The organism is Gordonia sp. B8661-1, assembly GCF_059427765.1.
Genome location: NZ_JCAHRL010000003.1, coordinates 301,661 through 328,013, shown reverse-complemented (window position 1 = coordinate 328,013; position 26,353 = coordinate 301,661). Strand labels below are relative to the sequence as shown.

General features: G+C 68.4%; 20 protein-coding genes. 11 read left to right on the top strand and 9 right to left on the bottom strand.

Annotated elements, in window-relative coordinates:
* Nucleotides 1–8: 8 nt before the first annotated feature.
* Entirely contained in the window at nt 9–2,792 is a 2,784-nt protein-coding gene (locus AC4JJG_RS08955) for a bifunctional acetate--CoA ligase family protein/GNAT family N-acetyltransferase (RefSeq protein WP_495401026.1), read from the bottom strand.
* An 88-nt stretch (nt 2,793–2,880) separates the two neighbouring features.
* Nucleotides 2,881–4,161 (bottom strand): acetoin utilization protein AcuC, encoded by a 1,281-nt coding sequence (locus tag AC4JJG_RS08950; protein ID WP_495400816.1) that lies wholly within the window; start codon nt 4,159–4,161, stop codon nt 2,881–2,883.
* Between the two features lie 175 nt (nt 4,162–4,336).
* On the opposite strand from AC4JJG_RS08950, the gene AC4JJG_RS08945 reads away from it, so the two are divergent.
* Nucleotides 4,337–5,020, top strand: coding sequence for an iron-dependent transcriptional repressor DtxR (locus AC4JJG_RS08945; protein ID WP_495400817.1), 684 nt, complete (start codon nt 4,337–4,339; stop codon nt 5,018–5,020).
* 11 nt (nt 5,021–5,031) lie between these two features.
* On the opposite strand, the gene AC4JJG_RS08940 is transcribed toward AC4JJG_RS08945, so the two are convergent.
* The gene (locus AC4JJG_RS08940) at nt 5,032–6,114 is read right to left on the bottom strand and encodes a DUF4192 domain-containing protein (protein ID WP_495400818.1); all 1,083 of its coding nucleotides are present in this window, start codon (nt 6,112–6,114) and stop codon (nt 5,032–5,034) included.
* A 144-nt stretch (nt 6,115–6,258) separates the two neighbouring features.
* Nucleotides 6,259–6,960, bottom strand: a complete 702-nt coding sequence (locus AC4JJG_RS08935; RefSeq protein ID WP_495400819.1) for a hypothetical protein — start codon at nt 6,958–6,960, stop codon at nt 6,259–6,261.
* Nucleotides 6,961–7,159: 199 nt separating this feature from the next.
* On the opposite strand from AC4JJG_RS08935, the gene AC4JJG_RS08930 reads away from it, so the two are divergent.
* Genes AC4JJG_RS08930 through AC4JJG_RS08920 form a run of 3 tightly spaced genes read left to right on the top strand, consistent with a single transcriptional unit; the run spans nt 7,160 to nt 10,748 of the window.
* Entirely contained in the window at nt 7,160–8,143 is a 984-nt protein-coding gene (locus AC4JJG_RS08930; protein WP_495400820.1) for a proteasome assembly chaperone family protein, read from the top strand.
* Between the two features lie 23 nt (nt 8,144–8,166).
* Nucleotides 8,167–10,281, top strand: a complete 2,115-nt coding sequence (locus tag AC4JJG_RS08925; RefSeq protein ID WP_495401027.1) for a DEAD/DEAH box helicase — start codon at nt 8,167–8,169, stop codon at nt 10,279–10,281.
* Nucleotides 10,282–10,310: 29 nt separating this feature from the next.
* Nucleotides 10,311–10,748, top strand: coding sequence for a nitroreductase family deazaflavin-dependent oxidoreductase (locus AC4JJG_RS08920; RefSeq protein ID WP_495400821.1), 438 nt, complete (start codon nt 10,311–10,313; stop codon nt 10,746–10,748).
* A gap of 83 nt (nt 10,749–10,831) precedes the next feature.
* Here AC4JJG_RS08920 and AC4JJG_RS08915 read toward each other — a convergent pair whose 3' ends face one another.
* Nucleotides 10,832–11,773 carry a hydrogen peroxide-inducible genes activator gene (locus AC4JJG_RS08915; RefSeq protein ID WP_495400822.1) on the bottom strand — a complete coding sequence of 314 codons (942 nt, stop codon included), beginning with the start codon at nt 11,771–11,773 and terminating at the stop codon, nt 10,832–10,834.
* A gap of 130 nt (nt 11,774–11,903) precedes the next feature.
* On the opposite strand from AC4JJG_RS08915, the gene AC4JJG_RS08910 reads away from it, so the two are divergent.
* Both AC4JJG_RS08910 and AC4JJG_RS08905 read left to right on the top strand, forming a co-directional pair.
* Nucleotides 11,904–12,491, top strand: a complete 588-nt coding sequence (locus AC4JJG_RS08910) for a peroxiredoxin (protein ID WP_495400823.1) — start codon at nt 11,904–11,906, stop codon at nt 12,489–12,491.
* An 8-nt stretch (nt 12,492–12,499) separates the two neighbouring features.
* Nucleotides 12,500–13,033 (top strand): alkyl hydroperoxide reductase, encoded by a 534-nt coding sequence (locus AC4JJG_RS08905; protein ID WP_495400824.1) that lies wholly within the window; start codon nt 12,500–12,502, stop codon nt 13,031–13,033.
* A 98-nt stretch (nt 13,034–13,131) separates the two neighbouring features.
* Here the strand turns inward: AC4JJG_RS08905 and AC4JJG_RS08900 are convergent, their stop codons facing one another.
* Entirely contained in the window at nt 13,132–14,364 is a 1,233-nt protein-coding gene (locus AC4JJG_RS08900; RefSeq protein ID WP_495400825.1) for an aminotransferase family protein, read from the bottom strand.
* A 96-nt stretch (nt 14,365–14,460) separates the two neighbouring features.
* Between AC4JJG_RS08900 and hrpA the strand changes: the two genes are divergently transcribed.
* Nucleotides 14,461–18,402 (top strand): ATP-dependent RNA helicase HrpA, encoded by a 3,942-nt coding sequence (hrpA, locus tag AC4JJG_RS08895; RefSeq protein WP_495400826.1) that lies wholly within the window; start codon nt 14,461–14,463, stop codon nt 18,400–18,402.
* 29 nt (nt 18,403–18,431) lie between these two features.
* Here the strand turns inward: hrpA and nrdR are convergent, their stop codons facing one another.
* Both nrdR and AC4JJG_RS08885 read right to left on the bottom strand, forming a co-directional pair.
* Nucleotides 18,432–18,902: a transcriptional regulator NrdR gene (gene nrdR / locus AC4JJG_RS08890; RefSeq protein ID WP_495400827.1), complete on the bottom strand. Its 471-nt coding sequence runs from the start codon at nt 18,900–18,902 to the stop codon at nt 18,432–18,434.
* Nucleotides 18,903–19,032: 130 nt separating this feature from the next.
* On the bottom strand, nt 19,033–19,605 hold the full coding sequence (locus AC4JJG_RS08885; protein WP_495400828.1) for a LysM peptidoglycan-binding domain-containing protein: 573 nt from the start codon (nt 19,603–19,605) through the stop codon (nt 19,033–19,035).
* A 260-nt stretch (nt 19,606–19,865) separates the two neighbouring features.
* On the opposite strand from AC4JJG_RS08885, the gene lexA reads away from it, so the two are divergent.
* The gene (gene lexA, locus AC4JJG_RS08880) at nt 19,866–20,585 is read left to right on the top strand and encodes a transcriptional repressor LexA (RefSeq protein WP_495400829.1); all 720 of its coding nucleotides are present in this window, start codon (nt 19,866–19,868) and stop codon (nt 20,583–20,585) included.
* 9 nt (nt 20,586–20,594) lie between these two features.
* Here lexA and ptsP read toward each other — a convergent pair whose 3' ends face one another.
* Nucleotides 20,595–22,262 (bottom strand): phosphoenolpyruvate--protein phosphotransferase, encoded by a 1,668-nt coding sequence (ptsP, locus tag AC4JJG_RS08875; RefSeq protein ID WP_495400830.1) that lies wholly within the window; start codon nt 22,260–22,262, stop codon nt 20,595–20,597.
* A 220-nt stretch (nt 22,263–22,482) separates the two neighbouring features.
* Between ptsP and AC4JJG_RS08870 the strand changes: the two genes are divergently transcribed.
* Genes AC4JJG_RS08870 through AC4JJG_RS08860 form a run of 3 tightly spaced genes read left to right on the top strand, consistent with a single transcriptional unit; the run spans nt 22,483 to nt 26,317 of the window.
* On the top strand, nt 22,483–23,253 hold the full coding sequence (locus AC4JJG_RS08870; RefSeq protein WP_495401028.1) for a DeoR/GlpR family DNA-binding transcription regulator: 771 nt from the start codon (nt 22,483–22,485) through the stop codon (nt 23,251–23,253).
* Nucleotides 23,254–23,273: 20 nt separating this feature from the next.
* The gene (locus tag AC4JJG_RS08865; RefSeq protein ID WP_495401029.1) at nt 23,274–24,242 is read left to right on the top strand and encodes a 1-phosphofructokinase family hexose kinase; all 969 of its coding nucleotides are present in this window, start codon (nt 23,274–23,276) and stop codon (nt 24,240–24,242) included.
* Nucleotides 24,239–26,317, top strand: coding sequence for a PTS fructose transporter subunit IIABC (locus AC4JJG_RS08860; RefSeq protein WP_495400831.1), 2,079 nt, complete (start codon nt 24,239–24,241; stop codon nt 26,315–26,317). Before AC4JJG_RS08865 ends, AC4JJG_RS08860 begins: the two co-directional genes overlap by 4 nt.
* The last annotated feature ends 36 nt before the right edge of the window (nt 26,318–26,353 follow it).

Sequence of the window (26,353 nt, the reverse complement as noted above, 5' to 3'; positions counted from 1 at the left end):
GCCCGATCTCATCCCAGACGTCTCGGTCCGGTGTCCGCCTTGGTGGGCACCGGACCGACCCGTATCTGCGTGTTGAGCACCGCGGCGCCCTCGGGGGACGCCAGGATCGGATCGCACAGCACCTCGCGGACCTCGGGGATGTCGTCGACCAGCGTGGAGATACGGACCAGCAAATCGATCAGGGCCTCCCGGTCGACCGGTGCCTCGCCCCGGTAGCCGGCGAGCAGCGGAGCGGAACGGGGTTCGTCGAGCAGATCGGCCGCATCCGTCGGCGACAGCGGGATACCCCGGTATCCGTGATCGCCGAGCAGTTCGAAGGTCCGCCCGGACAGCCCGAACGAGACGACCGAGCCGAATGACCGGTCGTCGCGGACACGGATCACGGTCCCGATTCCCTTGGGCGCCATCCGCTGCACGTGCAGCACCGTGTCGCCGGTGAGGTCGACGAGTTCGGTGAACGCGGTGACGACCGCGGTCGCGTCGGGCAGGTCGAGTCGCGCTCCCTCACGGTCGAGCCGCCCACGCCAGCCGGCCGAGGTCGCCTTCACCGCCACCGGGAAGCCGAGCTCTCGCGCCGCAGCGGACGCGTCGTGCATCGTCCGCACCTCACGGAAGGGCACCACCGGGATGCCGTACCAGCCGAGGAGAGTCGCCGACTGGACATGGTCGAGGGTCACCCCCTGCGCGGGATCGTCGAGGTCGGCGAGGATCTCGCGCACATACGTGCGGGCCGCCTCCGGATCGGTGCCCTCGGGCCGATGCAGTTCGGATTCGGGGCGCTGCCGCCAGCGCGCGTACTGCCAGGCCCGCGCCAACGCGGTCGCAGCACGTTCGGGACTGCCGTAGGACGGAATCGAACCCGCCTCGGGCAGGCCGTTCTTTCCCGGCTTCATGAGCCCCGGAGGAATGCCCTCCACGGCGAGGAAGGTGGTCACGATCGGCTTCGGCGCATCGGGGTTCTGCGTGTTGGCGGCAGCCATGAGTGCACGGGCATGCCAATCGGCGTCGACGGCCACCGGCGGCACGAAGACCACGAGCACCGCATCCACGTCGTCGTCGGCCATCGCCTCGGTGACCACGGCCTCGAACTCGTCCTCCGTGGCACCGGCACCGAGGTCGATGACATCGGTGACGTCGAGACCGCCGCTGCGCGCGGTGTCCGCGGCCAGACTCCCGAGCACCGAGGAGTTCCCGATGATCCGTACCCGCGGCCCCCGCGGCAGCGGCTGATACGCGAAAATGGTTGCGCAGTCGAAGAGCTCGGAGATCGTGTCGACCTGGATCACACCGGCCTGAGCCAGGACCATCTGGGCGATCCGGTCGTCGAGCCCGGCGCCCGCCGAGCGCGCGGCACGGACCGCGGTGAGTGCTCCCTGGCCCGACTTCACCGCGACGATGGGCTTCGACCGCGACAACCTGCGCGCGATGCGGGAGAACTTGCGGGGATTACCGAAGCTCTCCAGGTAGAGCAGCACCACATCGGTCGCCGGGTCGGTGTCCCAGTACTGCAGGAGATCGTTGCCGGAGACGTCGGCACGATTGCCGGCCGACACGAACGTGGACAGACCGATCTGGCGGCGCGCCGCCGTGTCCAGGATGGCGATGCCGAGCGCGCCGGACTGGCAGAAGAAGCCGACCCGGCCGGCCGCCGGGATTCGTGGTGCGAGTGTCGCGTTCAGCGAGACGGCCGGGTCGTTGTTCGCCACCCCCAACGCATTCGGTCCGACCAGGCGCATCCCGTGCTCCCGGACCTGATCGACGAGCCGGTTCTCGCTCTCCAGTCCCTCCTCCCCCAGGTCGCCGAAGCCGGACGACACCACGACCAGCGCCCGGACGCCCTTGACGAGACAGTCGTCGAGAACCTCGTCGATGATCGCGGCGGGCACCGCGACGACGGCGAGGTCGACCGGGTCGGGGATGTCCCGCACCGTGCGGTACGCGCGGATGCCCCGCACCGATGCGGGTTTCGGCTGATTCCGGCGATGCGCCGGACTGTGCGCGCCGGCCCGCGTCGCCGGTTGCGCGGCCGCGCTGTCGGCTGCCTCCTCCTCGGCGTCTCCGCGCCGCGGACCGTTGACCGGATACACGGGTCCGGTGAAACCGCGCGCAACAATGTTGGCCAGCAACGCATTACCGACCTTCTTCGGGTCATTCGACGCACCGATGACGGCGATCGACGACGGTCGCAGCAAGTTCGCGACACTGCGCGCCTCCGAGGCCCGTTCCCGGTCGTTCCGGACCGACAGCAGCGCCTCGGTCGGGTCGATCAGGAACTCCACGTGCACGGTCGAACCGTCGAAACTGCGCGACAGTTGGTAGCCGGCGTCACGGAAGACCGCGACCATGTTCGGGTTCTCACTGAGCACCTCCGCCTCGAACTTGGTGAAGCCGTTCTCCGCGGCGACACCGGCAAGATGTTCGAGGAGGATCGGCCCCAGACCGCGGCCCTGATGTTCGTCGGCGACCACGAAGGCCACCTCGGCGGTGTCCGGTTTTCCGTCGAAGTCGAGGCCCTCGTACAGACCGACCGCGATGATCTCCCCGCCCAGTACGGCGACGAGCGCCACGCGATTCTTGTAGTCGACGGTCGTCATCCGCGCGACCTCGCGCGGCGGCAACGTCGGTGTCGGGCCGAAGTACCGCATGTACCGGGTCCGCTCGGACAATCCGGAATGGAATCGCACGATGCGGTCGGCGTCGTCGGGGACGATGGGGCGCAGGTGCACGACGCCGCCGTCGGAGGCCAGGACGTCGGCGGTCCAGTGCCGCGGATAATCCCAGGGCTCGCGCACCGCGCTGTCGGTCCCCTCGGTGGTCGGTGTGTCCGGATCACCGGCCGGACGGTCCTCGATCGTCGCGACGTCGGGGTTCGGGGACTGGTCAGTCACGGGGATCCTCCGGGTCGAGTCCGTGGAGCGGATAGACGGCGCGGCGGGTCGCCAGGATCGCACGGTCCGTCTGGCGCTGTGCGGATTCGGAGATCCCCGGCGGTGGTTCGGTTCCGGCGTCTCCGTCCCACGGAACGTAGCCGACATCGCCACCGTCCCCCATGACCCGCACGGGTGGACTTGAGTACTCGGTGTGTACCTGCTCGGCGATCTGTTCGGCTGTCGTGCACCAGGATTCGTCGATCTCGGTCGCGGGGTCGACATCCCGGCCGAGCGCCACGCCGATCAGGTGTGCCCAGCTCCGTGGCACCACGTTGACGACGCCGTAACCGCCGCCGCCCACCGCGATCCATTTGCCATCGCAGTACTTGTCGGCGAATCCGCGCATGGCCTGCATCGCGGTGCGCTGCCCATCCACGGTAAGCGACAGGTCGGTCAGCGGATCGGCACGGTGACTGTCGGCGCCGCACTGGCTGATGAGGATCTGCGGGCGGAACTGCTCGAGCACCGAGGGCACCACCGCGTGGAACGCGCGCAGCCACAGTCGATCGGTAATGTCCGGCATTACCGCGATGTTGACCGCGGCTCCGTGAGCGGTGTCCGCACCGACCTCGGTCGGCCATCCGGTGCCCGGCCACAGCGTTGCCGGATGCTGGTGAATGGACATGGTCAGCACCCGCGGATCCGCGTCGAATGCGACCTGGACACCGTCGCCGTGATGGGCATCGACGTCGATGTAGGCGATCCGGTCATATCCGTTGTCCAGCAACCATTTGATGGCCACGGCACAGTCGTTGTAGACACAGAACCCGGCGGCTCTGGCCTTCATCGCGTGGTGCATTCCGCCGCCGATGTTGACCGCACGGCGCACGGAACCGTTGGCGACGGCCTGCGCCGCGGCCAGCGTCCCGCCGACCAACAGCCGACTCGCCTCGTGCATGCCGTCGAACACCGGATTGTCGGCGTCCCCGAGTCCGAAGAGCCGTTCCAGAAGTGGACCCGACAGGGACGCGGTTCCCGAACCCACCGCTCGGACGGCGTCGATGTAGTCCTGGGAATGGATTGTGGTGAGCGCCGAGTCGTCGATGGCGAGCGGGGCCCACGTGTCCACGCCGTCGAGGATGCCGAGGCTCTGGGCCAGTGTCATCGTCAGCGCGAGGCGTACCGGATTCATCGGGTGGGTGTGCGCCCACTTGTAGGACAGGAAGTCCTCGCTCCAGATGACAGCCGCAGCCTCGTCGTCGTTGCCCGTTTCGCTCGTACTCGGTGCCACGACACCAGATTAGAGCCCGCGCGCCGACTCGGGGGCGGGTTGCGCGGTGGCCCGACCGGGCGCCGACGAGCGAGGCAGTGTTGCCGAACGCGGCCCACCACGGCTTGCTGTGCGCCCTGGCATTGTCCGTGCGCTGGTCAAGGTACCCTTGAGACAACCGAAGGGATTGCGCATCGTGAACGATCTTGTCGACACCACCGAGATGTACCTGCGGACGATCTACGACCTCGAAGAGGAAGGGATCGTCCCACTGCGGGCACGCATCGCGGAACGGCTCGAGCAGAGCGGACCGACCGTGTCTCAGACCGTCGCCCGGATGGAACGCGACGGACTGTTGCGGGTCGCCGGTGACCGGCATCTGGAACTCACCGAGAAGGGCCGCGAACTGGCGGTGGCCGTCATGCGCAAGCACCGCCTGGCCGAGCGCCTGCTCGTCGACATCATCGGAATGCCCTGGGAGCAGGTCCACGACGAGGCCTGCCGCTGGGAGCACGTGATGAGCGAGAACGTGGAGCGTCGCCTGCTCGCGGTGCTCGACAATCCCACGACCTCGCCCTATGGCAACCCGATCCCCGGCCTCGAATTGCTCGGCGCCGATCACCCGGCGAGTCCCGACGGCGCGGCACGGATCGCGGATCTCCCGCAGGGTGAGCCGGTTGCGGTGATCGTCCGTCGCCTGTCCGAACATGCGCAGTCCGATCAGTCGCTGATCACCGAGCTGCGTGAGGCGGGCGTCGTCCCCAATGCCCGTGTCACGGTCACGGTGTCGCCGCAGAAGGTCGTGATCAGCTCGCCGGGACACGAGGGCCTCGAGTTGTCCGACGACATCGCGCACGCGGTGTTCGTCGACAAGGTCTGAGCGATACCTCCTCATCCGGTGCTGCTCTCCGGCAGTGGCTGCGGAATGCGTACCCCCAGTTCGTCGGCCGCCCGGTAGCCGCAGTCGATCACCACATCGAGTTCGCGTGGCGCGAGGCCATTGCGCAACGCGGTGTCCAGCAGTTGGGCCATGTACCAGTTCGGATCCGCGTCCAGCGCGTGCTCGAGTGCGACGCCCGCGTACGCACCCTCGCCACCCATGTAGTGCAGGTGAGCGAGCAGGGTCGCCGCGCTGGCCCGACGACTACCCCGCGTCCGCCTCGCCAGCTCGCGCCACAGGCGTTCCGCGGGGCCGCGGAATGCGGTGCCCGCCAACACGAAAGCGGCGTCACGCACCGGCAGCCTGGTGACCGCCTCGCCGAGCATCGTGACCGTCGCGCAGTCCAGATCGCCGGGGTGATCGGTGCGGGTGACCTGTTCGACGATCATTCGGAGCAATGCCGCGTCATCGAGATCCGAGCCGTCCGGGGTGGGTTCCCGGTGCGGGCCCGCACAGTGATCGAGCGAGGTCAACATCGCCGTCATATCGGACCGGCGGGCCAGGACGGGCCGCCCGGTCTGCACCACCCGCCCCACCGCCGTGGCGCATGTGTTCGGGTCGGACAGCCGTCCCTGGGTCGGAGCGGTCCGGGACACCGGAACAGCGGCCCGGGACAGGTCGTGTCGTCCCTCCCAGACGGTCCGCCAGCGACCGCCCTCCACGAAATCAGGGACCACGAATGCGGCGGCGAGCCCACCGATGCGCTCAAGTCCGTCGTCGATGGTCTCCGCCATCGACCGGTAGCGCGGATCGGTGATGGCGAACCGATCGTCGGCGAGAACGGCGATCGCGCCCCGGACGTCTTCGCGCTCGCACATCGAGTCGAGACCGTCGAGCAGGTGCAGGACCTCCGGCACCAGATCACCGCCGTCGTCGAGCACCAGATCGTGACGGGCGGTGAACCGGATGAGGCCGGGCTGGTCGCCGAAGCCCACCAGCACGAGCGAGCGCTCCGGGATGAAGCCGATCAGGCCGGGGATCGCGGTGAGGATGACGGACGGGGATTGGCCGCGAGCGCGGCGGGTAGCTGACATGGGCCCATCGTGGCCCCGTCGCGTCGCGGCCGGCGCCGCGTCGGACCGCGAAAACCCTGGTCGGCGCGAACTTGTCCACAGCGGGCCGCCGATCCACAGGTCCGTCCCGCCGCGGGGGTGTCCGAATGGTCCACGGACCCGGCGTCATCGACCGAAGGCTGCGCGAATTGCCTTGTCGAACAACGTGTTCAGATGCCCGAGCTCGGCAGGCGACTCCGCACGGTCACCGGGGTGCCGGAATTCGACGAGCACCCGCACCCCGTCCTTCTGCGCCATCCGGAGGGCGGTCGTCGTGGTGAGGGCCGACGGACCCGGCCCACCGGTGGTGACCAGTCGCCGCAGGGCGCCGGTGCTCACGCCGGACACCGCTGTCGACGGACGCTTCAGGACCTCGGTGCGGACCAGCGACATCGCGGTGGGCACTGTTCCCGACGTCGTGGCCGGACAGCGCCGCGCCTTGTCGAGGACCGACTTCAGATCGTGGTCGGCGTGCACCAGAGCCGAGGTGTACGCAGAGCTTCCGCCGGGGCCGCCGCCCTGTGCGATCCGCACCATCACGACCGCGCCGTCGGCCGATACGGCCGAGGGCGTGCACTCCGGCGGCAGCACATTTCCGCGCACCGGACGGCCCGTGAGGTCGGCGAGAGCATCCCCGACCGCGGGTGCGGGCACCCGGCTCGCCGGTCCCCCGGGGAAGTCCGATGCGTCGACCGCCCGGGAGCTCAGATCGGCAGCCGTCGCCTCGCCGTCGACACCGCACGCCGATAACGACATCAACGTGGTGGCCAACAGGATCGGTCCGACCAGGGACCAGCGGCGTCGTGTGCGGCTTGAGCTGTCGATCACGCGGTTCACCTTGCCACGCACCCGACCACGCGCCGTGGACCGACACCCGGTGCATCTCACAGTGCCCGGGGAATCGCATCAGGGCGGACGGTGTTGAGAAAAGGGAGACCGGCACGGGTTCCGCCCACATACGCCGGAAATTCACACCTCCCGCCGTCGATACGCGAGAATCGACGGAACCGAGAAGAAGGGACGCCCTATGGACGAGCGGTCCGCCGAGCACAGCTCTCTGTACTCGCTGGAATTCCCCGCACCCCAGGTGTCGAACAACGAGGGCACCGGGCCGGTGCTGATTCATGCGCTGGACGGCTTCGCCGATGCGGGTCACGCGGTGGCCCTGGCCGCCGGACATCTCCAGGACACACTGGAATCCGAACTGGTGGCGACATTCTCCACCGACGAACTGATCGACTACCGGTCACGCAGGCCGACCATCACCTTCGACGACAATCGTTTCACCGAGGTCGACATGCCGTCGCTGACGATGCATGCGCTCCGCGATGCCGCGGGCAGGCCGTTCCTACTGCTGGCCGGCGCCGAGCCCGATCTTCGCTGGGAGCAGTTCGTCGAGGCGGTACGCGGTCTGGCCGAGCACTTCGGCGTCACCGACGTGATCGGGCTGAACGCCATCCCGATGGCGGTCCCCCACACGCGGCCCGCCGCGGTGACCGCCCACGGCAGTGATCCCGAGCGGCTCGGTGATCTGCCGCGGTGGGGTTCGCAGATGCGTCTGCCGGCCAGTGCGTCGATGCTGCTCGAATTGCGTATGACCGAGCACGACTACCGGGCTGCCGGCCTGGCGGTGCACGTCCCGCACTACCTGTCGCAGACCGACTACCCGTCGGCGTCGGCACGTCTGCTGACCGCGGTGACCGAGCTGACCGGATTGTCGCTGCCGGTCGCGGAACTCGAATCCGCGGCGGAGAAGGTGCGTGTGCAGGTCGACTCCGAGGTCTCGGGGAACTCCGAGGTGGAGTCGGTCGTGGAGGCCCTCGAGGCGCAATACGACGCGTTCACGCAGGCCCAGACCGACCGCGCGTCGTTGCTGGCAGCCGAGGAGGACCTGCCGACGGGCGACGAACTCGGCGCGGAACTCGAACGCTTCCTCGCCGAGCAGGCGCGCGGCGATGATCCCGACACACCGGGAGACGACGGCACGGGCGGTCCCCCATCACCGATGTGACCGAGGCGGGACCCGACGATTCCGTGGCCTCGCCGGGTCCGCTCGTGCCCGTGACGGTGGCGTCCGCAGGTGACGAGGACGCAGCTTATGACGCGTTCACCGGGTGGTGGCGCGATCGCGGGATCGACTTGTACCCGCATCAGGACGAGTCGCTCCTCGAACTGATCTCCGGCGCCAACGTGATACTCGCGACCCCGACCGGATCGGGAAAGTCCCTGGTCGCCGCCGGTGCGATCTACTTCGCCCGGTGCCGCGGTGTCCGCGCCTACTACACGGCGCCGATCAAGGCTTTGGTCAGCGAGAAGTTCTTCGACCTGTGCGACATCTTCGGTGCCGAGTCCGTCGGCCTGCTGACCGGCGACGCGGCGGTCAACGCCGATGCGCCGATCATCTGCGCGACCGCCGAGATCGTCGCCAACCTCGCCCTTCGGGACGGTCCGGACAGCGACATCGGTGTGCTCGTCGCCGACGAATTCCACTACTACGGTGAACCCGATCGCGGCTGGGCGTGGCAGGTGCCGCTCATCGAACTCCCCCACACACAGTTCCTGCTGATGTCCGCGACCCTCGGCGACGTGTCCTTCTTCGTCGACGACCTCCACCGGCGCACCGGGCGCGAGACCGTCGCCGTCACCGGTGCGGAACGACCGGTGCCGCTGGACTACTCGTATGCGATGACCCCGGTCCACGAGACGATCGAGGAACTGATCGCCGCCGGCCGCGCCCCGATCTACGTGGTCCACTTCACGCAGGCGTCGGCGGTGGAGCGAGCGCAGGCCCTGTTGTCGGCGAAGATCACCGACAAGGCCGAAAAGGCCGCGATCGCCGAGGCCATCGGCGACTTCCGCTTCGCGACCGGTTTCGGCGCAACGCTGTCGAAGCTGCTGCGGGCCGGCATCGGCGTCCACCACGCGGGCATGCTGCCCCGTTACCGCAGGCTCGTGGAACGGCTTGCGCAACAAGGACTACTGAAGGTCGTCGCCGGTACCGACACTCTGGGCGTGGGCATCAACGTGCCGATCCGGACGGTGCTGTTCGCCGGGCTCAGCAAGTACGACGGTGTACGCGTCCGCCGCCTGCGGGCCCGCGAATTCCATCAGATCGCCGGGCGTGCCGGCCGCGCGGGCTTCGACACCATCGGTTACGTCGTCGCGCAGGCTCCCGACCACGACGTCGAGAACGCCCGGGCGGTGGCCAAGGCCGGCGACGATCCGAAGAAGCTGCGGAAGATCGTCCGGAAACGGCCTCCCGAGGGATTCGTCTCCTGGGGCGAGCAGACCTTCCGTCAACTGGTCGACGCGCCCGACGAGCCACTGCGTTCGCATTTCCGGATGACCACCGCCATCCTGATGGAAGTCATTGCGCGGCCGGGTGATTGCTTCGCCGCCGTGCGTCATCTCCTCGAGGAGAGCCACGAGCCGCGCAACCGGCAGCTGCGCCATATCCGGCACACCATCGAGCTCTACCGCGGATTGCGGGAGTCCGGCATCGTCGAACAACTCGACGAGCCCGACGCCGACGGGAAGAACGTCGCGCTGTCGGTGGACATGCCGGAGAATTTCGCATTGACCAACCCGCTCTCGGCATTCGCGCTGGCGGCCTTCGAGATTCTCGATCCGGAGTCCCCGACGTATGCCCTCGATGTGGTGTCGGTGCTCGAATCCACCCTCGACGATCCGCGCCCTCTGCTGTTCGCGCAGCGCAAGATCGCTCGCGACGCCGCCATCGCGGACATGAAGGCCGACGGCGTGGAGTACGAGGAGCGCATGGCGCGCCTCGAGGAGATCACCTGGCCCCGACCGCTCGCCGAGGAGATCGAGTACGCCTTCGGCGTGTACCGCCGCGGACATCCGTGGGTGTCCTCGTTCCCACCGTCGCCGAAATCGGTGCTCCGGGACATGCTCGAGAAGGCGATGACCTTCACCGAACTGATCTCGGTCTACGGTCTCGCCCGCAGCGAGGGCGTGGTGCTGAGGTACCTCTCCGACTGCTATCGCGTGCTGCGACAGGGGCTGCCCCACGCGGTACACACACCCGAGATCGACGCCATCACCGAGAAGGTGGGCGCCATGGTCCGTGAGGTCGACTCGAGTCTCCTCGACGAGTGGGAACAACTCACGCTGGCGGTACCGGAATAGCCCGGACACCACGTGGTGTTACACCTCACATGCCACTTACCGGAGAATATGCACGCGGAAGTTCCGACTGGTCGGCCGATCAGGCGGAAAAGATCGAGGCCTCGGGCGGCACCGAGGGCACATCGATGCGCGACATGCCCGTCATCCTGCTGACCTCGGTCGGCCGCCGGTCGGGCAAGCTGCGCAAGACCCCGCTGATGCGGGTCGAGCACGACGGCGATTACGCCGCGGTCGCCTCTCTGGGCGGCGCACCGAAGAACCCGGTCTGGTACTACAACCTCAAGGCCGATCCGAATGTCGAGGTTCGCGACGGCACGCATGTCGGCGACTATGTCGCCCGCGAGGTGTCCGGCGACGAGCGCGCCGCCTGGTGGGATCGCGCGGTCGCGGCATTCCCCGATTACGCCGATTATCAGACGAAGACCGATCGCGTCATCCCGGTCTTCGTGCTCGAACCCAAGAACTGACTCGCTCACAAGCACCACTGTTCGAGAACATCGCCGGCCGATGATCCGGCCGGCGATGTTCTGTATCGGGACCGTCGCGCCCGTCAGGCCACCTTCTCGACGCGGACGTCGCCGCTCGCGGCCACCAGTTCGGCGATGGTGGCGGCCAGCGTGCGATAGGCCTCGGTGCGCCGGGTCGACTCACGGAAGACCAGGCCGATCCGCCTGCCGGGCCGCGGCGTCGCGAACTCGGCGAGCCCCAGCGATCCGCCGCCGGTCTCGACGGTCACCGCGGTACGCGGGATGAGGGTCACCCCAAGCCCGCCCTCGACGCACTGGACGGCCGTCGCCAGCGACGCGGCACGGGTACGCCCGATCTGCGGCTGCGCGCCCGCCAGCCGGCACACCTCCAGCGCCTGATCCCGCAGACAATGCCCTTCGTCGAGGAGCAGCAGCGGCAGATCCTGCAGGGCATCCGGCTGAACCCGGCGCCGGCCGGCCAGCGGATGATCGCCGGGCAGGGCCAACACGAAATCCTCGGCATACATGGGCACTTCGACGAGGCCCCGCTCCCCGCTGGGCAACGCCATCACCGCGACGTCCAGCGACCCCTCGCGGAGCAGACGGATGAGCCGCGTGGTCTGATCCTCGACGACCTGCAGGTGCAGGTCGGGCAGGCGCTCCGGCAGGCCGCGCAGCAATGTCGGCAGAATGTAGGGCGCCACCGTCGGAATGAGTCCGAACCGGATCGTGCCGGACAGCGGATCGGTGTTGCCGCGGGCCTCTGCGAGCAACTCGTCGACGGCGTCCACCACCGCGATGGCGCGGGGCAGCAATGCCTCACCTTCGGAAGTCAAGAAGACACGCCGTGTCGATCGCTCCACCAGCTGGCAGCCGACAGCAGCCTCCAAGCCGGACAGAGCCTGCGACAGCGATGGTTGACTGATTCCGAGATCTTCTGCGGCAGAACCGAAATGGCGACGGTGTGCGATCGCCACGAAGGCCCTCAGTGCGGGCAGCGACGGCTGATTACTTCGATTGGACATACCTATCAATATAGTGCCTATCATCACGTTTCGCTTTCACTGAATCTTCGGCATGATGGAAGACAGTTCGCCTACCGCGACACCCGCGGCGCGACAACCATTCACGAAATCTGAAGGAGCGACGCACATCATGGCTCTGCTGACCATCGGCGACCAGTTCCCGGCCTACAACCTCACCGCGGTGATCGGCGGTGATCTGAGCAAGGTCGACGCGAAGCAGCCCGACGACTACTTCACCACCATCACCAGCGACGACCACCCCGGCAAGTGGCGCATTATCTTCTTCTGGCCCAAGGACTTCACCTTCGTGTGCCCGACGGAGATCGCCGCTTTCGGCAAGCTGAACGACGAGTTCGCCGACCGTGACGCGCAGGTGCTCGGCGCCTCCGTCGACAACGAGTTCGTCCACTTCCAGTGGCGCGCACAGCATGAGGACCTCAAGACCCTCCCCTTCCCCATGCTCTCCGACCTCAAGCGTGAACTCGCTTCGGCCGCAGGCGTTCTGAACGCCGACGGAGTGGCCGACCGCGCCACCTTCATCGTCGATCCGAACAACGAGATCCAGTTCGTCTCGGTCACCGCGGGCTCCGTGGGCCGCAACGTCGGCGAGGTCCTGCGTGTCCTCGACGCACTGCAATCCGACGAGCTGTGCGCATGCAACTGGCGCAAGGGTGATCCGACCATCGACGCCGGTGAACTCCTCACCGCGAGCGTCTGAGGTATCCCATGAGCATCGACAATCTGAAAGAAGCCCTTCCCGAATACGCGAAGGACCTCAAGCTCAACCTGGGCACGATCAGCCGCACGACGGCGCTGAACGAGGAACAGCTCTGGGGCACCCTCCTGGCGAGCGCCGCCGCGACGCGAAATGCCAAGGTGCTCACCGAGATCTCCGACGAGGCCGCCGACACCCTGTCGGCCGAGGCCTATAACGCCGCCCTCGGTGCGGCGTCGATCATGGGTATGAACAACGTGTTCTACCGTGGTCGCGGATTCCTCGACGGCAAGTACGACGACCTGCGTCCGGGGCTGCGGATGAACATCATCGGCAATCCGGGCGTGGACAAGGCACTGTTCGAGCTGTGGTCGTTCGCGGTCTCCGCCATCAACGGCTGTGAGCACTGCGTCGGCGCACACGAAAACGTCCTGCGCGAAGCCGGTGTCGAGCGCGAGGCCATCTTCGAGGCACTCAAGGTCGCATCGATCATCGCGGGCGTCGGCCAGGCGATCGCCACGACCGAGGTGCTCGCACCGGCCTGACCGGTATCGAGACACCGCAACAGATTTCTGCCCCCGTCACTCCCGCGATCCGGGACGTGACGGGGGCAGAATCCTTGTCAGAGGACGTGCGCTTTCACTCAGCTCAGCAGAGCGGCACGCAGACGGTCGGCCAGCTCACCGACCTCGTCGGTCGTCATCACGAAGGCCGGCGAGATCTGCAGCGCACCCTGTCCGGCCGCGCGACCGCTGACCCCGTGCTCCCGCATGATGCCGACCATCGGCAATGCCTTGGCCGGATCGGCCAGCTGGATACCGGTGACGGCACCCAGGCCGGTCCGCACCTCCTCCACCGCGTCGAGTTCGGCGAGGGGCGACAACGCCTCGGCGAGTTCGCCTTCCAGGCGGGTGGCCGAGGCGAGCAGATTCTCGGACTCGATGATGTCGAGGTTCGCCATCGCGGCCGCGGCCGCACCGGCGTGACCGCCATAGGTGTAGCCGTGGCGCCACCAGACGCCGCCGCCCCAGAAGGGTTCGGCAATCTGCGGGGCGACGAACACCGCGCCCATCGGCACGTAGCCGGAGGTGAGGCCCTTCGCCGTGGTCATCAGATCAGGCTGCAGATCGAAGCGGGTCGACGCGAACCACGAGTCACCACCGATGCGCCCGAATCCGGTCACCACCTCGTCGGCGACGAACAGCACGTCATGATCACGGCAGATCTGCCGCACCTCGGCCAGGTACCCCTCGGGCGGCGGGTACACGCCGCCTGCGCCGATGATGGGCTCGCAGAAGAATGCGGCGATACGATCCGCGCCGATCCGCTCGATCAGGCCGAGGAGGCTCTTGGCGTCGTCCCACTCGACGGTCTCGGTGTCGACCATGAGCTCGCCGTAACCCTCGCGGTTGACCGGGATCCCCGCCAGCGACGTCCCGGCGACGTGCATCCCGTGATACGCCTTGGTGCGCTTGATCATGATGGTCTTCTCGGGCTTGCCCACCTCGTGCCAGTAGCGGCGGGCGAGCTTGGCCGCGGTGTCGATCGAGTCGCTGCCACCGGAGGTGAAGAAGATCTTCGAACCGGGTACCGGCGCCAACGACGCGAGCCGGTCGGCGAGCTCGATCGTGATGTCCGAGGTGAAGTCCCCGAAGTTGGAGAAGTGGGCCAGCGTGCCCAACTGGTCGGCCACGGCCTGCGCCACCTCGGTGCGGCCGTGCCCGATGTTGGTGAACCAGAGACCCGCGGTCGCGTCGAGATATTCGCGGCCTTCGGTGTCCCAGATGTGCGCGCCCGATCCTCGTGCGACCACGAACGGACCGTTGGACGTAACTGAACCCATGTCGGCGAAACCGTGCCAGAGTGAACCTGCCATACGCCCCATCATGCCGGTCCTCCGTTTCGTCTGCCGAACGACCCCGCTCCGCCCCCGAACAATCCGGTGGCGGCCACCCCATATCCTGGACTCATCATGCCCGCCCCGACCGCAGAGGACCGCAGAGCAGTCATCGACCGGCTCTCCGATGTGTCCATCGCCGATGAGCATCGCCTCCGGCGCAGGCTCGATCGGTTGCGGGAGACCCGGGACCGGAAGTCGTCGGACACCGGCGAATCCGACCGCGCGTGGTCGAAACTCGTGGCCGATGTCGACGCCGCGGAAGCCCGCCTCACCGCGCGGCGCGCGGCGGTCCCGGTCATCGAGTATCCGCCGGAGCTACCGGTGTCGGCGGCCCGCGAGGAGATCGCGGACGCCATCCGCGACCACCAGGTCGTCGTGGTGGCCGGGGAGACCGGTTCCGGCAAGACCACCCAACTCCCGAAGATCCTTCTCGAATTGGGGCGTGGCATCCGAGGCGCCATCGGTCACACCCAGCCACGCCGCATCGCGGCGAGTTCGGTCGCGCGCCGCGTCGCCGACGAGACGGGCACCCAACTCGGCCAGGCGATCGGGTATTCGGTGCGCTTCACCGATCGATCGGGTGCCGACACCCTGGTGAAGGTGATGACCGACGGCATCCTGCTGCGTGAGATCGCCACCGATCCGCTGCTCCGCCAGTACGACACCCTCATCATCGACGAGGCACATGAGCGCAGTCTCAACATCGACTTCCTGCTCGGCTATCTGAAACGGCTGCTCCCCCGGCGACCGGACCTGAAACTCATCATCACCTCGGCAACCATCGAACCCGGCAGATTCGCCCGGCACTTCGCGACCGGAGACCCGGGCGCCGACGCCCAGGTACCCATCCTCGAGGTTTCCGGACGGACGTACCCCGTGGAGATCCGCTATCGGCCTCTCGACGATCCGGATGCCGGCTCCGACCATCGCGATCTCGATCAGATCCAGGGCATCGAACGTGCGATCTCCGAACTGTGGGCCAATCGCGCCACCGGCGACATCCTGGTCTTCCTGCCCACCGAACGCGATATCCGCGAGACGGCCGACGCGCTCAAACGGCATGTGGCACAAGGGGCCGAGATCGTGCCGCTGTACGCGCGGCTGTCCATCGCCGACCAGCAGCGGGTGTTCTCGCCGTCCAACGGCCGCCGCATCGTGCTGGCCACCAATGTCGCCGAGACCTCGCTGACCGTCCCGGGCATCCGGTACGTCATCGACACCGGCACCGCCCGCATCTCGCGGTACTCGACCCGTACCAAGGTGAACCGCCTGCCGATCGAACCGATCTCGCAGGCGAGCGCCCGGCAGCGGGCCGGCCGATGCGGTCGTGTGGCGCCGGGCATCTGCATCCGTCTCTACAGCGAGGACGATTTCGAGCAGCGGCCCGCGTTCACCGATCCGGAAATCCTGCGCACCAACCTGGCGGCGGTCATCCTGCAGATGGCGTCGCTCAAACTCGGCGACATCGCGGAATTCCCGTTCGTGCAGCCACCGGACGCGCGCGCGATCCGCGACGGTATGGCTGTGCTGACCGAGCTCGGCGCGATCCGGCCATCCGCCCGCGACGACCATGAACCCGTCCTCACGCCCGTCGGCCGAGACATGGCGCGCCTGCCCGTCGATCCCCGTCTCGCCCGGATGCTCATCGCGTCCCGCGAACTCGGCTGCCTCGATCACGTGCTGGTGATCGCGGCCGCGTTGTCGGTGCCCGATGTCCGCGAACGACCGGCCGAGCATCGCGAGGCGGCCGATGCGGCCCATCGCCGGTTCGCCGTTCCGGGATCGGAATTCCTCTCCTACCTCGAACTCTGGGACTATCTCGCAGAGCAGCGAGCAACATTGTCCGGCAACCGTTTCCGGCGTCAATGCGAGAAGGAATTCCTGCATTTCCTGCGCATCCGGGAGTGGCAGGAGCTCCACCGCCAGCTCACCCGGATCGTCACCGACCTCGACTGGCCGGTCACCGAGACCGAGCGCGACGCCGACGCGATCCACCGATCGATACTGTCCGGTCTGCTGTCCAATATCGCGGTGCGCAACGGTGACAGCCGCGAGTACACCGGTGCCCGCAACACCACGCTCGCGATCTTCCCGGGATCGGCACTGGCCAAGAAGCCCCCGGCATTCATCATGGCCGCCGAGATCATCGAGACCGCACGGTTGTTCGCCCATACGGTGGCGGCCGTCGATCCGCTGTGGGTCGAGAAACTGGCGGGCGATCTGGTACGGCGTCAGTACAGTGAACCGCACTGGTCGGGCAAACGTGGCTCGGCGATGGCCTACGAGCGGGTGACCCTCTACGGAGTCACGCTGGTCGCGCAGCGTCGCGTGCCGTTCGGCTCGATCGATCCGGTCACCGCACGCGACATGTTCATCCGGCACGCACTGGTCGAAGGCGACTGGCGGACCAATCATGCCTTCTTCGAACACAATCGGGAACTGCTCGAGGCCGCCGGGGAGGTCGAACACCGGGCCAGACGCCGCGACGTGGTGATCACCGAGGACCAGCTCTTCGACTTCTACGACGAACGGGTCGGCGCCGACGTCACCTCCGCACGCCATTTCGACACATGGTGGAAGAAGACTCGACGCACGCAACCCCACCTGCTCGACCTGACGCCCGAGGACGTCGCAGCGGACATCAGCGTCGCGGACACCGACTTCCCCGGCGTCTGGCAGCAGGGCGACACACGGCTCGAGCTGCGCTACCGATTCGAACCGGGCGCCCCCGACGACGGTGTCACCGTGGTGATCCCGCGCCCCCTCGTCGATCACGTCCGTCCCGCTGGCTTCGACTGGTCGGTCCCCGGCCTGCGTTCCGAACTCGCCACCGAACTGATCCGGTCACTGCCGAAATCGCTGCGCAAGTCAATGGCCCCCGCACAGCGATTCGCCGATCTGGCGTTGTCGCGCCTCACACCGCGGGCCGAACCGCTCACCACAGGTCTGGCACGTGAACTGTCGGCGATCACCACGATGACGGTGTCCCCCAAGGACTTCGATATCGACAAAGTGCCGCCGCATCTGACGATGACCTTCGCCGTCGCCGACACGGACGGACAGATCATCGCCAGCGCATCGTCGCTGACCGAGCTCCGCGCACGTTTCACCGATGCCCCGGCCACCGGCGAGCGGACTCGTTCGGTCCACACCTCCTGGACCGCCGACGGCATCGGCACACTGCCCGCCGAGCGTCGACTGACGGTCGCCGGGCAACAGGTCACCCGCTATCCCACGCTCGATGTCGTCCCGGGTCCCGGTGGCGCCCCCGCCGTGAGTCTCGCGGAGGCCACATCGGCCGCCGACCGGGACCGGCGTATCGCCGACGCGATCGTGGTCCTGCTCGATCGCGCTCTGCCCGTGCTGCCGAAGAAGATCGTGTCCACCCTGGACCCCGCCGGACGTCTCGCGCTGAGCCAGAGCCCCTATGGCAGCGTCGACGATCTCGTCGCCGATTGCACCCGCCGCGCCATTCGTGACGCCCTCGCGGGCCGCGACCTGTCCGGCGTGCGATCTCCGGAATCATTTCGCGCGCTGACCGATTCGGTGCGCGACGAGGTGTCGGATGCCGCGCCGGCCTACTTCACCGCCGCGATCGACGCCCTGCGGCGCGTGTCGCCGGTCCGTGCCGCCATCGAGGAACAGACCGGCACCGTGGCCGCCGATGATGTGGCCGAGCAGCTCGATCACCTGATCTTCGACGGTTTCGTACGCGACACCGCACGCACACATCTGGAGCGACTGCCGCGCTACCTCGACGCCGCGACGTCACGCCTCGACGATCTGCCACTCGCCCCCGCCCGGGATCGGGCCGGCCTCGATGCCGTCGACCGGGTCATCGCGTACTGGAATCAGCGCCTTGCACAGCTCCCCGCGGCACGTCGCGACGCGTTCAACGACTTCGCGCAGTGGTTGGTGGAGGAACTTCGCGTCGGCCTCTTCGCGCAGCGTCTGGGCACCGCGTATCCGATCTCGGAGAAGCGCGCCCTACGTGCCCTCGAGCAGTTTCGCTGACGGAATCGCGGCGGACCGCCGCGCCCGCCTCAGTGGACGGAGTCGCCGGCCGGAGCCGACTCCGTCTGGAGGTCGTCGATCTCGCGCTGAAAGTCTTCGACCGACTCGAACGAGCGGTACACCGACGCGAATCGCAGATACGCGACCTTGTCGAGATCACGGAGAGGCCCGAGGATCGCCAATCCGACCTCGTTGCTCGGGATCTCGGCCGATCCCGACGCCCGGACGGTGTCCTCCACCTGCTGGGCGAGCAGGGCGAGTGCGCCCTCTTCGACGTCCCGACCCTGGCAGGCACGACGCACGCCTCGCATGACCTTTTCCCGGCTGAACGGCTCGGTCACGCCGTTGCGCTTGACCACCGACAACACGGCGCTCTCCACGGTGGAGAAGCGCCGGCCGCATTGCGCGCATGCCCGACGCCGGCGGATGGCCTGACCTTCATCGGTGACTCGCGAATCAACGACCTTCGTGTCGTCGTTCTTGCAAAACGGACAGCGCATGTCGTCCTCACGCACATCTCGGGACACGCCGGCGCAGCGAATCGACGGTGCGCCGTGCCGGTTTCCGGCTGGGCCCTCTGTCACGAGACTACCGTCCTATCGGTTCCGCTCCGTCCTCAGTGGTCTCCGTTCAGTGGTATGCGGGAGTCACCAGCGCCTGTCCGACACGCAGACCGGAGGACGACAGGTCGTTGCGCGCCATGATCTCCTCGATGACGGTCTGGCGGGGCATGTCCGGCGCCACCCGGTCGGCGATCGAACTCAGCGAATCCCCTTGCCGCACATGCACCACCTCGGTGCCGGCCGGAGCCGGGGCCACCGAGGCCGCATAGTTCGAGCCGACGATGCCCACGACCCACACCATGAGAGCCAGGCCCACGCCGACCAGCACGGCCACCGCGGCGGCACGACGGCGTGCGACGACGCGCCGATCGACCGCCGGTGCGGCGCAGCGCGTGCCCGCCGGACGCCGCGCCACGGCGGGCGATGCGCCGACCGGGCGGCGGTCGTCCGGACGCCGGGCCTCGGTACGAGCGCTGCCGCGCGGACGGACCGAGGGCCCCGCGGGCACGAAGGTCGACGGGGCGCGCCGCGTCCGCGAGGCGGGTGCCGGGATCTCGAACTCGGCCGTCCGTACCGGCGACGCCGGGACGCGTCGTGCGCCGGACGGGGCTGCGGGGCTCATCAGCGTTGCGGTGCTCATCGTGCTCTCCTGTGCTCGGGTCGATGATGTCCGGTCGAACAAACGTCTTATCGAACATCTGGTCGATGGAACCTATGTTCGATTTGTAGCACGCGGCACCGACAAAGTCCCGCAACACGTCGAACAAATGTTTGAAGACGGTCGTTCGTTCGGCTACTCTCGGGCACACCGGGAGCTCGGGGACGACCCCGATCACCTGCGCAGACCGACTTTCCAGACCCGTCAGACCTGCAGAATCGTCCGAGAAGGGACTGAACACGATGACCGACAAAACCGGCGGCCGGAGTCGCGGAGGACGCGATTCCGACACGAGCCCGGACGCCCCGATCGCCGACCCGGAGGCCGCCGAGGCCGCGCTGACCCCCCGCCAGCGCGGGGTGCTCGACTACATCCGCAAGTCGGTTCGCGAGCGCGGTTACCCACCGAGCATCCGCGAGATCGGCGACGCGGTCGGGCTCACCTCCACGTCCTCGGTGGCACACCAGCTCCGCACCCTGGAGCGCAAGGGGCTGCTCAAACGCGACCACAACCGGCCACGCGCGGTGAACATCCAGGACGGCGACACCACGCCGCCCGATGATTCGTCCACCGGAGCCGAGCTGCCCACCCCGACGTTCGTGCCGGTGCTCGGCCGGATCGCCGCGGGCGGCCCGATCCTGGCCGAGGAAGCCGTCGAGGACGTGTTCCCACTCCCCCGTGAACTCGTCGGCGAGGGGTCACTCTTCCTGTTGAAGGTCGTCGGCGAATCGATGATCGACGCGGCGATCTGCGACGGCGACTGGGTCGTCGTCCGTCAGCAGAGCGTCGCCGACAACGGCGACATCGTCGCGGCGATGATCGACGGCGAGGCGACGGTCAAGACGTTCAAGCGCAAGGACGGTCACGTGTGGCTGATGCCGCACAACCCTCTGTTCGACCCGATCCCCGGTGATGACGCTGCCGTACTCGGCAAGGTCGTCACCGTGATGCGCCGGATCTGACAGACCCTTTCAGCCCAGAGCGTCTCGCGCGGCGGCGCGGGCCTCGGCGGCCGACGCCGCCGGGAGCGCCGCCGTCGCGGCCGCTCGGCACTGATCGAGGGTGACCTCGGCGAGCCTCGCCCCCACGGCGGCGGCCGCGGTGGGGGCCGCGGACAGCGACGACACACCGAGACCGACCAGCACGCAGCCCAGGACGGGATCGGCGGCCGCCTCGCCGCAGACACCGACGCGTTTGCCGGCAGCGCTTCCGGCCTGCGCCACTTCCGCCACAAGCCGGAGCACCGCGGGCTGCCACGGATCGGTCAGAGTGGCCATGTCCGCGGACATCCGATCGGCCGCCATCGTGTACTGCGTCAGATCGTTGGTGCCGATCGACACGAAGTCCACCTCCGCGAGAATCTGCTGCGCCATGATCGCGGCCGACGGAATCTCGATCATCACGCCGGGTACCAGTCCCCGGGCGCGGACCTCGGTCGCGAACGCCGCGGCCTCGGCCGGTGTCGCGATCATCGGGGCCATCACCCACGGCGCCGACGCGGCACCCTCGGCAGCGGCCTTGATGGCATCGAGCTGGGTGGCGCGTATCTCGGGGTGCGCCAGCGCGATCCGGTCGCCGCGGACACCCAGCGCCGGGTTCTCCTCACGAGGCTGATCCACGAATTTGAGGGGTTTGTCCGAACCCGCGTCCAGCGTGCGGATGATGACCTTGCGACCGTCGAAGGCGTCGATCACCTCGCGGTACAGCGACGCCTGCTCGTCCACCGTCGGCGCCTCCGCACGGTCGAGGAAGGCCAGCTCGGTACGGAACAGCCCGATCCCCTCGACCGGACGGTCGGTCGCCGCACGCGCGGACTTGCCGTCGGCGACGTTCGCGAGGATCGCCACCTCATGGCCGTCGGCGGTGCGTCCGGGCCCCGACCACGCGGCGATCTTCTCGGCGTTCCGGCGGCTCTCCTCGATCGCCTCCGCGGCGGTCGCCGGATCGACGCCGGTCTCCACCGTGCCCTCGGTGCCGTCGACGAGAACCGGTGTTCCCGCGGGGATCTCGGACAGCCCGGCCACGGCCACCACACAGGGGATGCCGAGCTGCCGCGCGATGATGGCGGTGTGGCTGGTCGGTCCGCCGAGCCGGGTGACCAACGCGATGATGACCGCCGGATCCAATCCGGCGGTATCGGCGGGCGCGAGGTCGTCAGCGAGCAGCACCGACGCCTGATCCGGTTCGGGCACACCGGGTTCGGGCTCACCGAGCAGCTCGGCGATCACTCGGTCACGGACGTCGTTGAGGTCGGTGACGCGTTCGGCCATCAGCCCGCCGAGCTTGGTGAACATGGCGGCGAACTGTTCGGTGGCGGCGGCTGCCGCGGCGGGCGCCGGCGTGCCCTTCGCGATCAGGGCCGTCGCGGCACCCACCCAGCCCCGATCCTCGGCAAGTCCGGCGGTGGCCGCGAGAACCTCGCTCGCCGCACCCGTGGTGCTGCTGGCACGGTCACGCAGCCGGGAGGCCACCGTTGCGGCGGCGCTCGTGAACCGCTCCGCCTCCGCGTCCCGCTGATCCTCGGCGACCTCCGGTGCACCCTCGGGGTCATAGGTCGGGCGGACCCCCGGCCGGACCGCAGGCCCGTAGGCCTTCCCGCCGACGACCGGAGTCCCGTTCAGCACATGCTTCGCAGCCACAGCACACCCTATCTCCCGACCCGTTCCCGCCCCGGTGACCTGCACACGCGCCTCCGCGTCCGCGCCGTCCTCCGAGATACGACCAATCGTGATCCAGCTTACAGATAATCCTTGACGAATCCACATAGACAGGCGTAAACACAGAGGTATCAACATTCAAACCCACACGAACACACGGTTTGAGTCCACTATGCCGGTCCCCGACCCCGAGGAGGCGCCCATGTACGCCGAGGAGCGGCAGCAGGCGATCGCCGATCAGGTCCGCACCCACGGCCGGGTGTCGGTGTCCGGATTGGCCGACGCCTTCGCGGTCACCAGCGAAACGGTTCGCCGCGATCTCGCGGTCCTCGAGCGAGGCGGACATCTCGAACGCGTACACGGCGGTGCGGTGCGCTCGGGCACCACTCCGTCAATCGGTGAACTCGGTGTCGACGAGCGCACGGTGGAGAACCCGATCGCGAAGGCCGCCATCGGCCGGGCGGCGATGCGGTTCCTGCCGTCCGACGGCGGGTCATTGCTCATCGATGCCGGCACCACCACCTACCAGGCCGCGCTCGAGATCCCTCGGGACCGTCATCTGAACGTCATGACGCACGCCATTCCGATCGCGGCCGTTCTCGCCGTGCACCCGACGATCAGCCTCCATGTGATCGGCGGCCGCGTCCGAGGCATCACGCAGGCGATGGTCGGCACCGACACCGTCGACGCACTGCGCCGGCTCCGCGTCACGACGGCTTTCGTCGGTACCAACGGCATCAGTTCGGGACACGGACTGTCCACCCCCGATCCTGAGGAGGCAGCCGTCAAGAGCGCCATCGTCCGTGCAGCCGAACGTGTTGTCGTACTGGCGGATTCGTCGAAGGTGGATCGTGAGGAACTGTCGTCCTTCGCCGGGCTCGACCGCGTCGACGTCCTCGTCACGGATGCGGTGCCCGATCCGGCTGCGGCGAAAGCCTTCGACGCGCGGGGAATCGAGGTGGTGATCGCATGACGACCTCGTCCACCACGCCGGTGATCGTCACCGTCACGGCGAATCCGAGTATCGACCGGACCATGGAACTGTCGGCACCGCTCCGGCACGATGCGGTGCAGCGTGCGGTGGCGGTCCGCGCCGAGGCGGGCGGCAAGGGCATCAACGTTGCGCGTGCCGTGTCCCGCGCCGGGATGCCGACTCTCGCACTCCTCCCGGCATCCGCGGGGGATCCCCTTCTCCGCACGCTCGACTCGGTGGGACTCGATCACCGCACGGTCCCCGTCGCCGATGCGGTGCGCTCCAATCTGACCCTCGTCGATCCGGACGGCACCACCACCAAGGTCAACGCACCCGGTGCCCCGATGACGACCGCCCAGGCCGACGACCTCGTCGATCTCGTGGTGGAGTCCGCGCGCGGTGCCCGGTGGATCGCACTGTGCGGCTCACTGCCGCCCGGTCTGCCCGACGACTGGTACCGCACCGTCATCGACGCGAGCGCCGCGCTCGGATGCCGCGTCGCGGTCGACACCTCGGGTGCACCGCTGTCGGCAACCGTCACCGGCCGCGTCGACCTCCTGAAACCGAACGACGAGGAGCTGGCGCAGGCGACCGGCGCCGATCCCGCCGTCCTCGCGTCCGCTATCGACCGCGGTGACCACGAACCCCTGATCGATGCGGCCCGCGTACTGGTCGAGCGGACCGGTGCCGCGATCCTCGCGACGCTCGGCGCCGCGGGCGCGCTCCTGGTCACGTCGTCGGGCACCTGGTTCGCCACGCCACCGCCGGTCACCCCGCGGAGCACCGTCGGTGCCGGTGACGCCTCCCTCGCCGGCTACCTGCTCGCGGAATCGGCCGGCGCGAGCGAACCGGAGCGACTCCGCCTCGCGGTCGCCTACGGTTCGGCCGCCGCAGGCCTGCCCGGTACCCAGCCACCGGGCCCCGAACATCTGCGTCCCGACGACGCCCAGATCACCGAACAGACCGCCTGGCCTAAGGAGTCCCGATGACCGAACGGATCATCTCCGTCGAGACCGTGAGCCTCGACGTCGATGCCGGCGACGACCCGGCCGCGGTGATCGCCCATCTCGCCGAGGCACTCGCCGATGCGGGATACACCGATGACGCCGCCCAATTGACCCGCGCGGCCATGGACCGCGAGGCGAAGTCGGCGACCGGCCTGCCCGGCGGTATCGCGATCCCGCACGCGCGCACCGCGGCCGTGTCACGCGCCGGGCTCGGGATGGCACGGCTGTCGAGGCCGGTGGACTTCGGCGCCCCCGACGGACCGGCCGACATCGTGTTCCTGATCGCGGCACCCGACGGCGCCGCGAGCGAGCACATGAAGCTGCTGAGTTCGCTGGCCCGCGCGCTGGTGCGCCCGGACTTCGTCGCCGACCTCCGATCCGCCGAAACACCGGAGCGCATCGTCGAACTGGTCGACGAGGTCATCTCCCCCGCTCCGGCCGGCGGTTCCGGTGCCGCGGCCGGCGCGGCACCGCCGGCAGCCGCGGCGGCGGCCGAAGCCCCGTCCGGGCCCGCCACAGCGGAATCGGCGGACTCCCGGTCGAAGCGCCCGTCGATCGTCGCGATCACGGCCTGCCCCACCGGCATCGCACACACCTACATGGCCGCCGACGCCCTGAAGTATGCGGCGGAACGGGCGGGCGTCGACTTCGCGGTGGAAACCCAGGGCTCGTCGGCGACCACGCCGTTCGCCTCGGACGTCATCGCGAACGCCGACGCCGTCATCTTCGCGACCGACGTCGGCGTGAAGGGCCGCGATCGCTTCCGCGGGAAGCCCGTGATCGCTTCCGGGGTGAAGCGGGCGATCAACGAACCCGACACCATGATCGCCGAAGCCGTTGCCGCCGCAGATGATCCGAAAGCCTCGATCGTCGACGCGGGCAGCGGAGCCGACACCGAGAGCACCGGTTCCGGCGGCGGCGTCGGGATCGGCGGTCAGATCCGTCAGGCCCTGATGACCGGCGTGAGCTACATGATCCCCTTCGTGGCGGCCGGCGGGCTGCTGATCGCTCTGGGCTTCCTGCTCGCCGGGTACGAGATCGCCAACACGACGCTCGACCAGGACGGCGCCCTCAGCGACGGGTCGTTCATCGCCTTGCAGAACACCCTCTGGGATCTTCCGTCGGGCGGCCTGCTGCAGTACCTGGGCGCGGTGAGTTTCGCCGTCGGCTCCCTGGCCATGACGATGCTCGTGCCGGTGCTCTCCGGCTACATCTCCTTCGCGATCGCCGACCGGCCCGGTATCGCTCCCGGATTCGTGGCGGGCCTGGTGTCCGTGGCCGTCGGCGCCAGCTTCATCGGTGGTCTGGTCGGCGGTCTCATCGCCGGTGTCGCGTCACTCTGGATCTCACGAATCCCCTTGCCGCAGTGGGCCCGTGGCCTGCAGCCCGTGGTCATCATCCCGTTGCTGGGCAGCATGGTCGTCGGCGGAATCCTGTTCATGTTGCTCGGCAAGCCCCTCGCATGGCTCACCGATCAGATGACCGACGGCCTCAACAGCATGTCCGGTGGCTCCGCGATCGTCCTCGGGATCGTCCTCGGCCTGATGATGTGCTTCGACCTCGGCGGGCCGGTCAACAAGGCCGCCTACCTGTTCGCGACAGCGGGTCTCGCCGGCGGCACACCGGCACAGCTGGAGATCATGGCGGCGGTGATGTGCGCGGGCATGGTGCCGCCACTGGCCATGGCGCTGGCGACGGTGATCCGTCCCGGCCTGTTCACCGCACCGGAACGCGAGAACGGCAAGGCGGCCTGGCTGCTCGGCGCATCCTTCATCTCCGAAGGCGCCATCCCGTTCGCCGCGACGGACCCGCTGCGCGTGATCCCGTCGATGATGGCAGGCGGCGCCTTGACGGGCGGGCTGATCATGGCCTTCGGTGTCGAACTGCGTGCACCGCACGGTGGCGTCTTCGTGTTCTTCGCGATGAACAACTGGCTGCTCTTCCTCGTCGCACTCGCTGCCGGAACGGTACTGAGCGCGTTGATCGTGGTGGCCGCCAAGCAGTGGACGACGAAGCAACCGGTCGCGACTCCCGCACCGGCGGCGGTTCCGGCCTGAGCCGGCATCCATCAAGTCACCCGAAAACCCAACCCC

Excerpts from the sequence above, each read along its gene's own strand:
- AC4JJG_RS08905 (WP_495400824.1), top strand. The coding sequence starts at position 12,500 with ATGAGCATCGACAATCTGAAAGAAGCCCTTCCCGAATACGCGAAGGAC.
- AC4JJG_RS08930 (WP_495400820.1), top strand. The coding sequence starts at position 7,160 with ATGGACGAGCGGTCCGCCGAGCACAGCTCTCTGTACTCGCTGGAATTC.
- AC4JJG_RS08910 (WP_495400823.1), top strand. The coding sequence starts at position 11,904 with ATGGCTCTGCTGACCATCGGCGACCAGTTCCCGGCCTACAACCTCACC.
- hrpA (WP_495400826.1), top strand. The coding sequence starts at position 14,461 with ATGCCCGCCCCGACCGCAGAGGACCGCAGAGCAGTCATCGACCGGCTC.
- nrdR (WP_495400827.1), bottom strand. The coding sequence starts at position 18,902 with ATGCGCTGTCCGTTTTGCAAGAACGACGACACGAAGGTCGTTGATTCG.
- AC4JJG_RS08885 (WP_495400828.1), bottom strand. The coding sequence starts at position 19,605 with ATGAGCACCGCAACGCTGATGAGCCCCGCAGCCCCGTCCGGCGCACGA.
- AC4JJG_RS08920 (WP_495400821.1), top strand. The coding sequence starts at position 10,311 with ATGCCACTTACCGGAGAATATGCACGCGGAAGTTCCGACTGGTCGGCC.
- AC4JJG_RS08860 (WP_495400831.1), top strand. The coding sequence starts at position 24,239 with ATGACCGAACGGATCATCTCCGTCGAGACCGTGAGCCTCGACGTCGAT.
- AC4JJG_RS08915 (WP_495400822.1), bottom strand. The coding sequence starts at position 11,773 with ATGTCCAATCGAAGTAATCAGCCGTCGCTGCCCGCACTGAGGGCCTTC.
- lexA (WP_495400829.1), top strand. The coding sequence starts at position 19,866 with ATGACCGACAAAACCGGCGGCCGGAGTCGCGGAGGACGCGATTCCGAC.
- AC4JJG_RS08940 (WP_495400818.1), bottom strand. The coding sequence starts at position 6,114 with ATGTCAGCTACCCGCCGCGCTCGCGGCCAATCCCCGTCCGTCATCCTC.
- AC4JJG_RS08900 (WP_495400825.1), bottom strand. The coding sequence starts at position 14,364 with ATGGCAGGTTCACTCTGGCACGGTTTCGCCGACATGGGTTCAGTTACG.
- AC4JJG_RS08870 (WP_495401028.1), top strand. The coding sequence starts at position 22,483 with ATGTACGCCGAGGAGCGGCAGCAGGCGATCGCCGATCAGGTCCGCACC.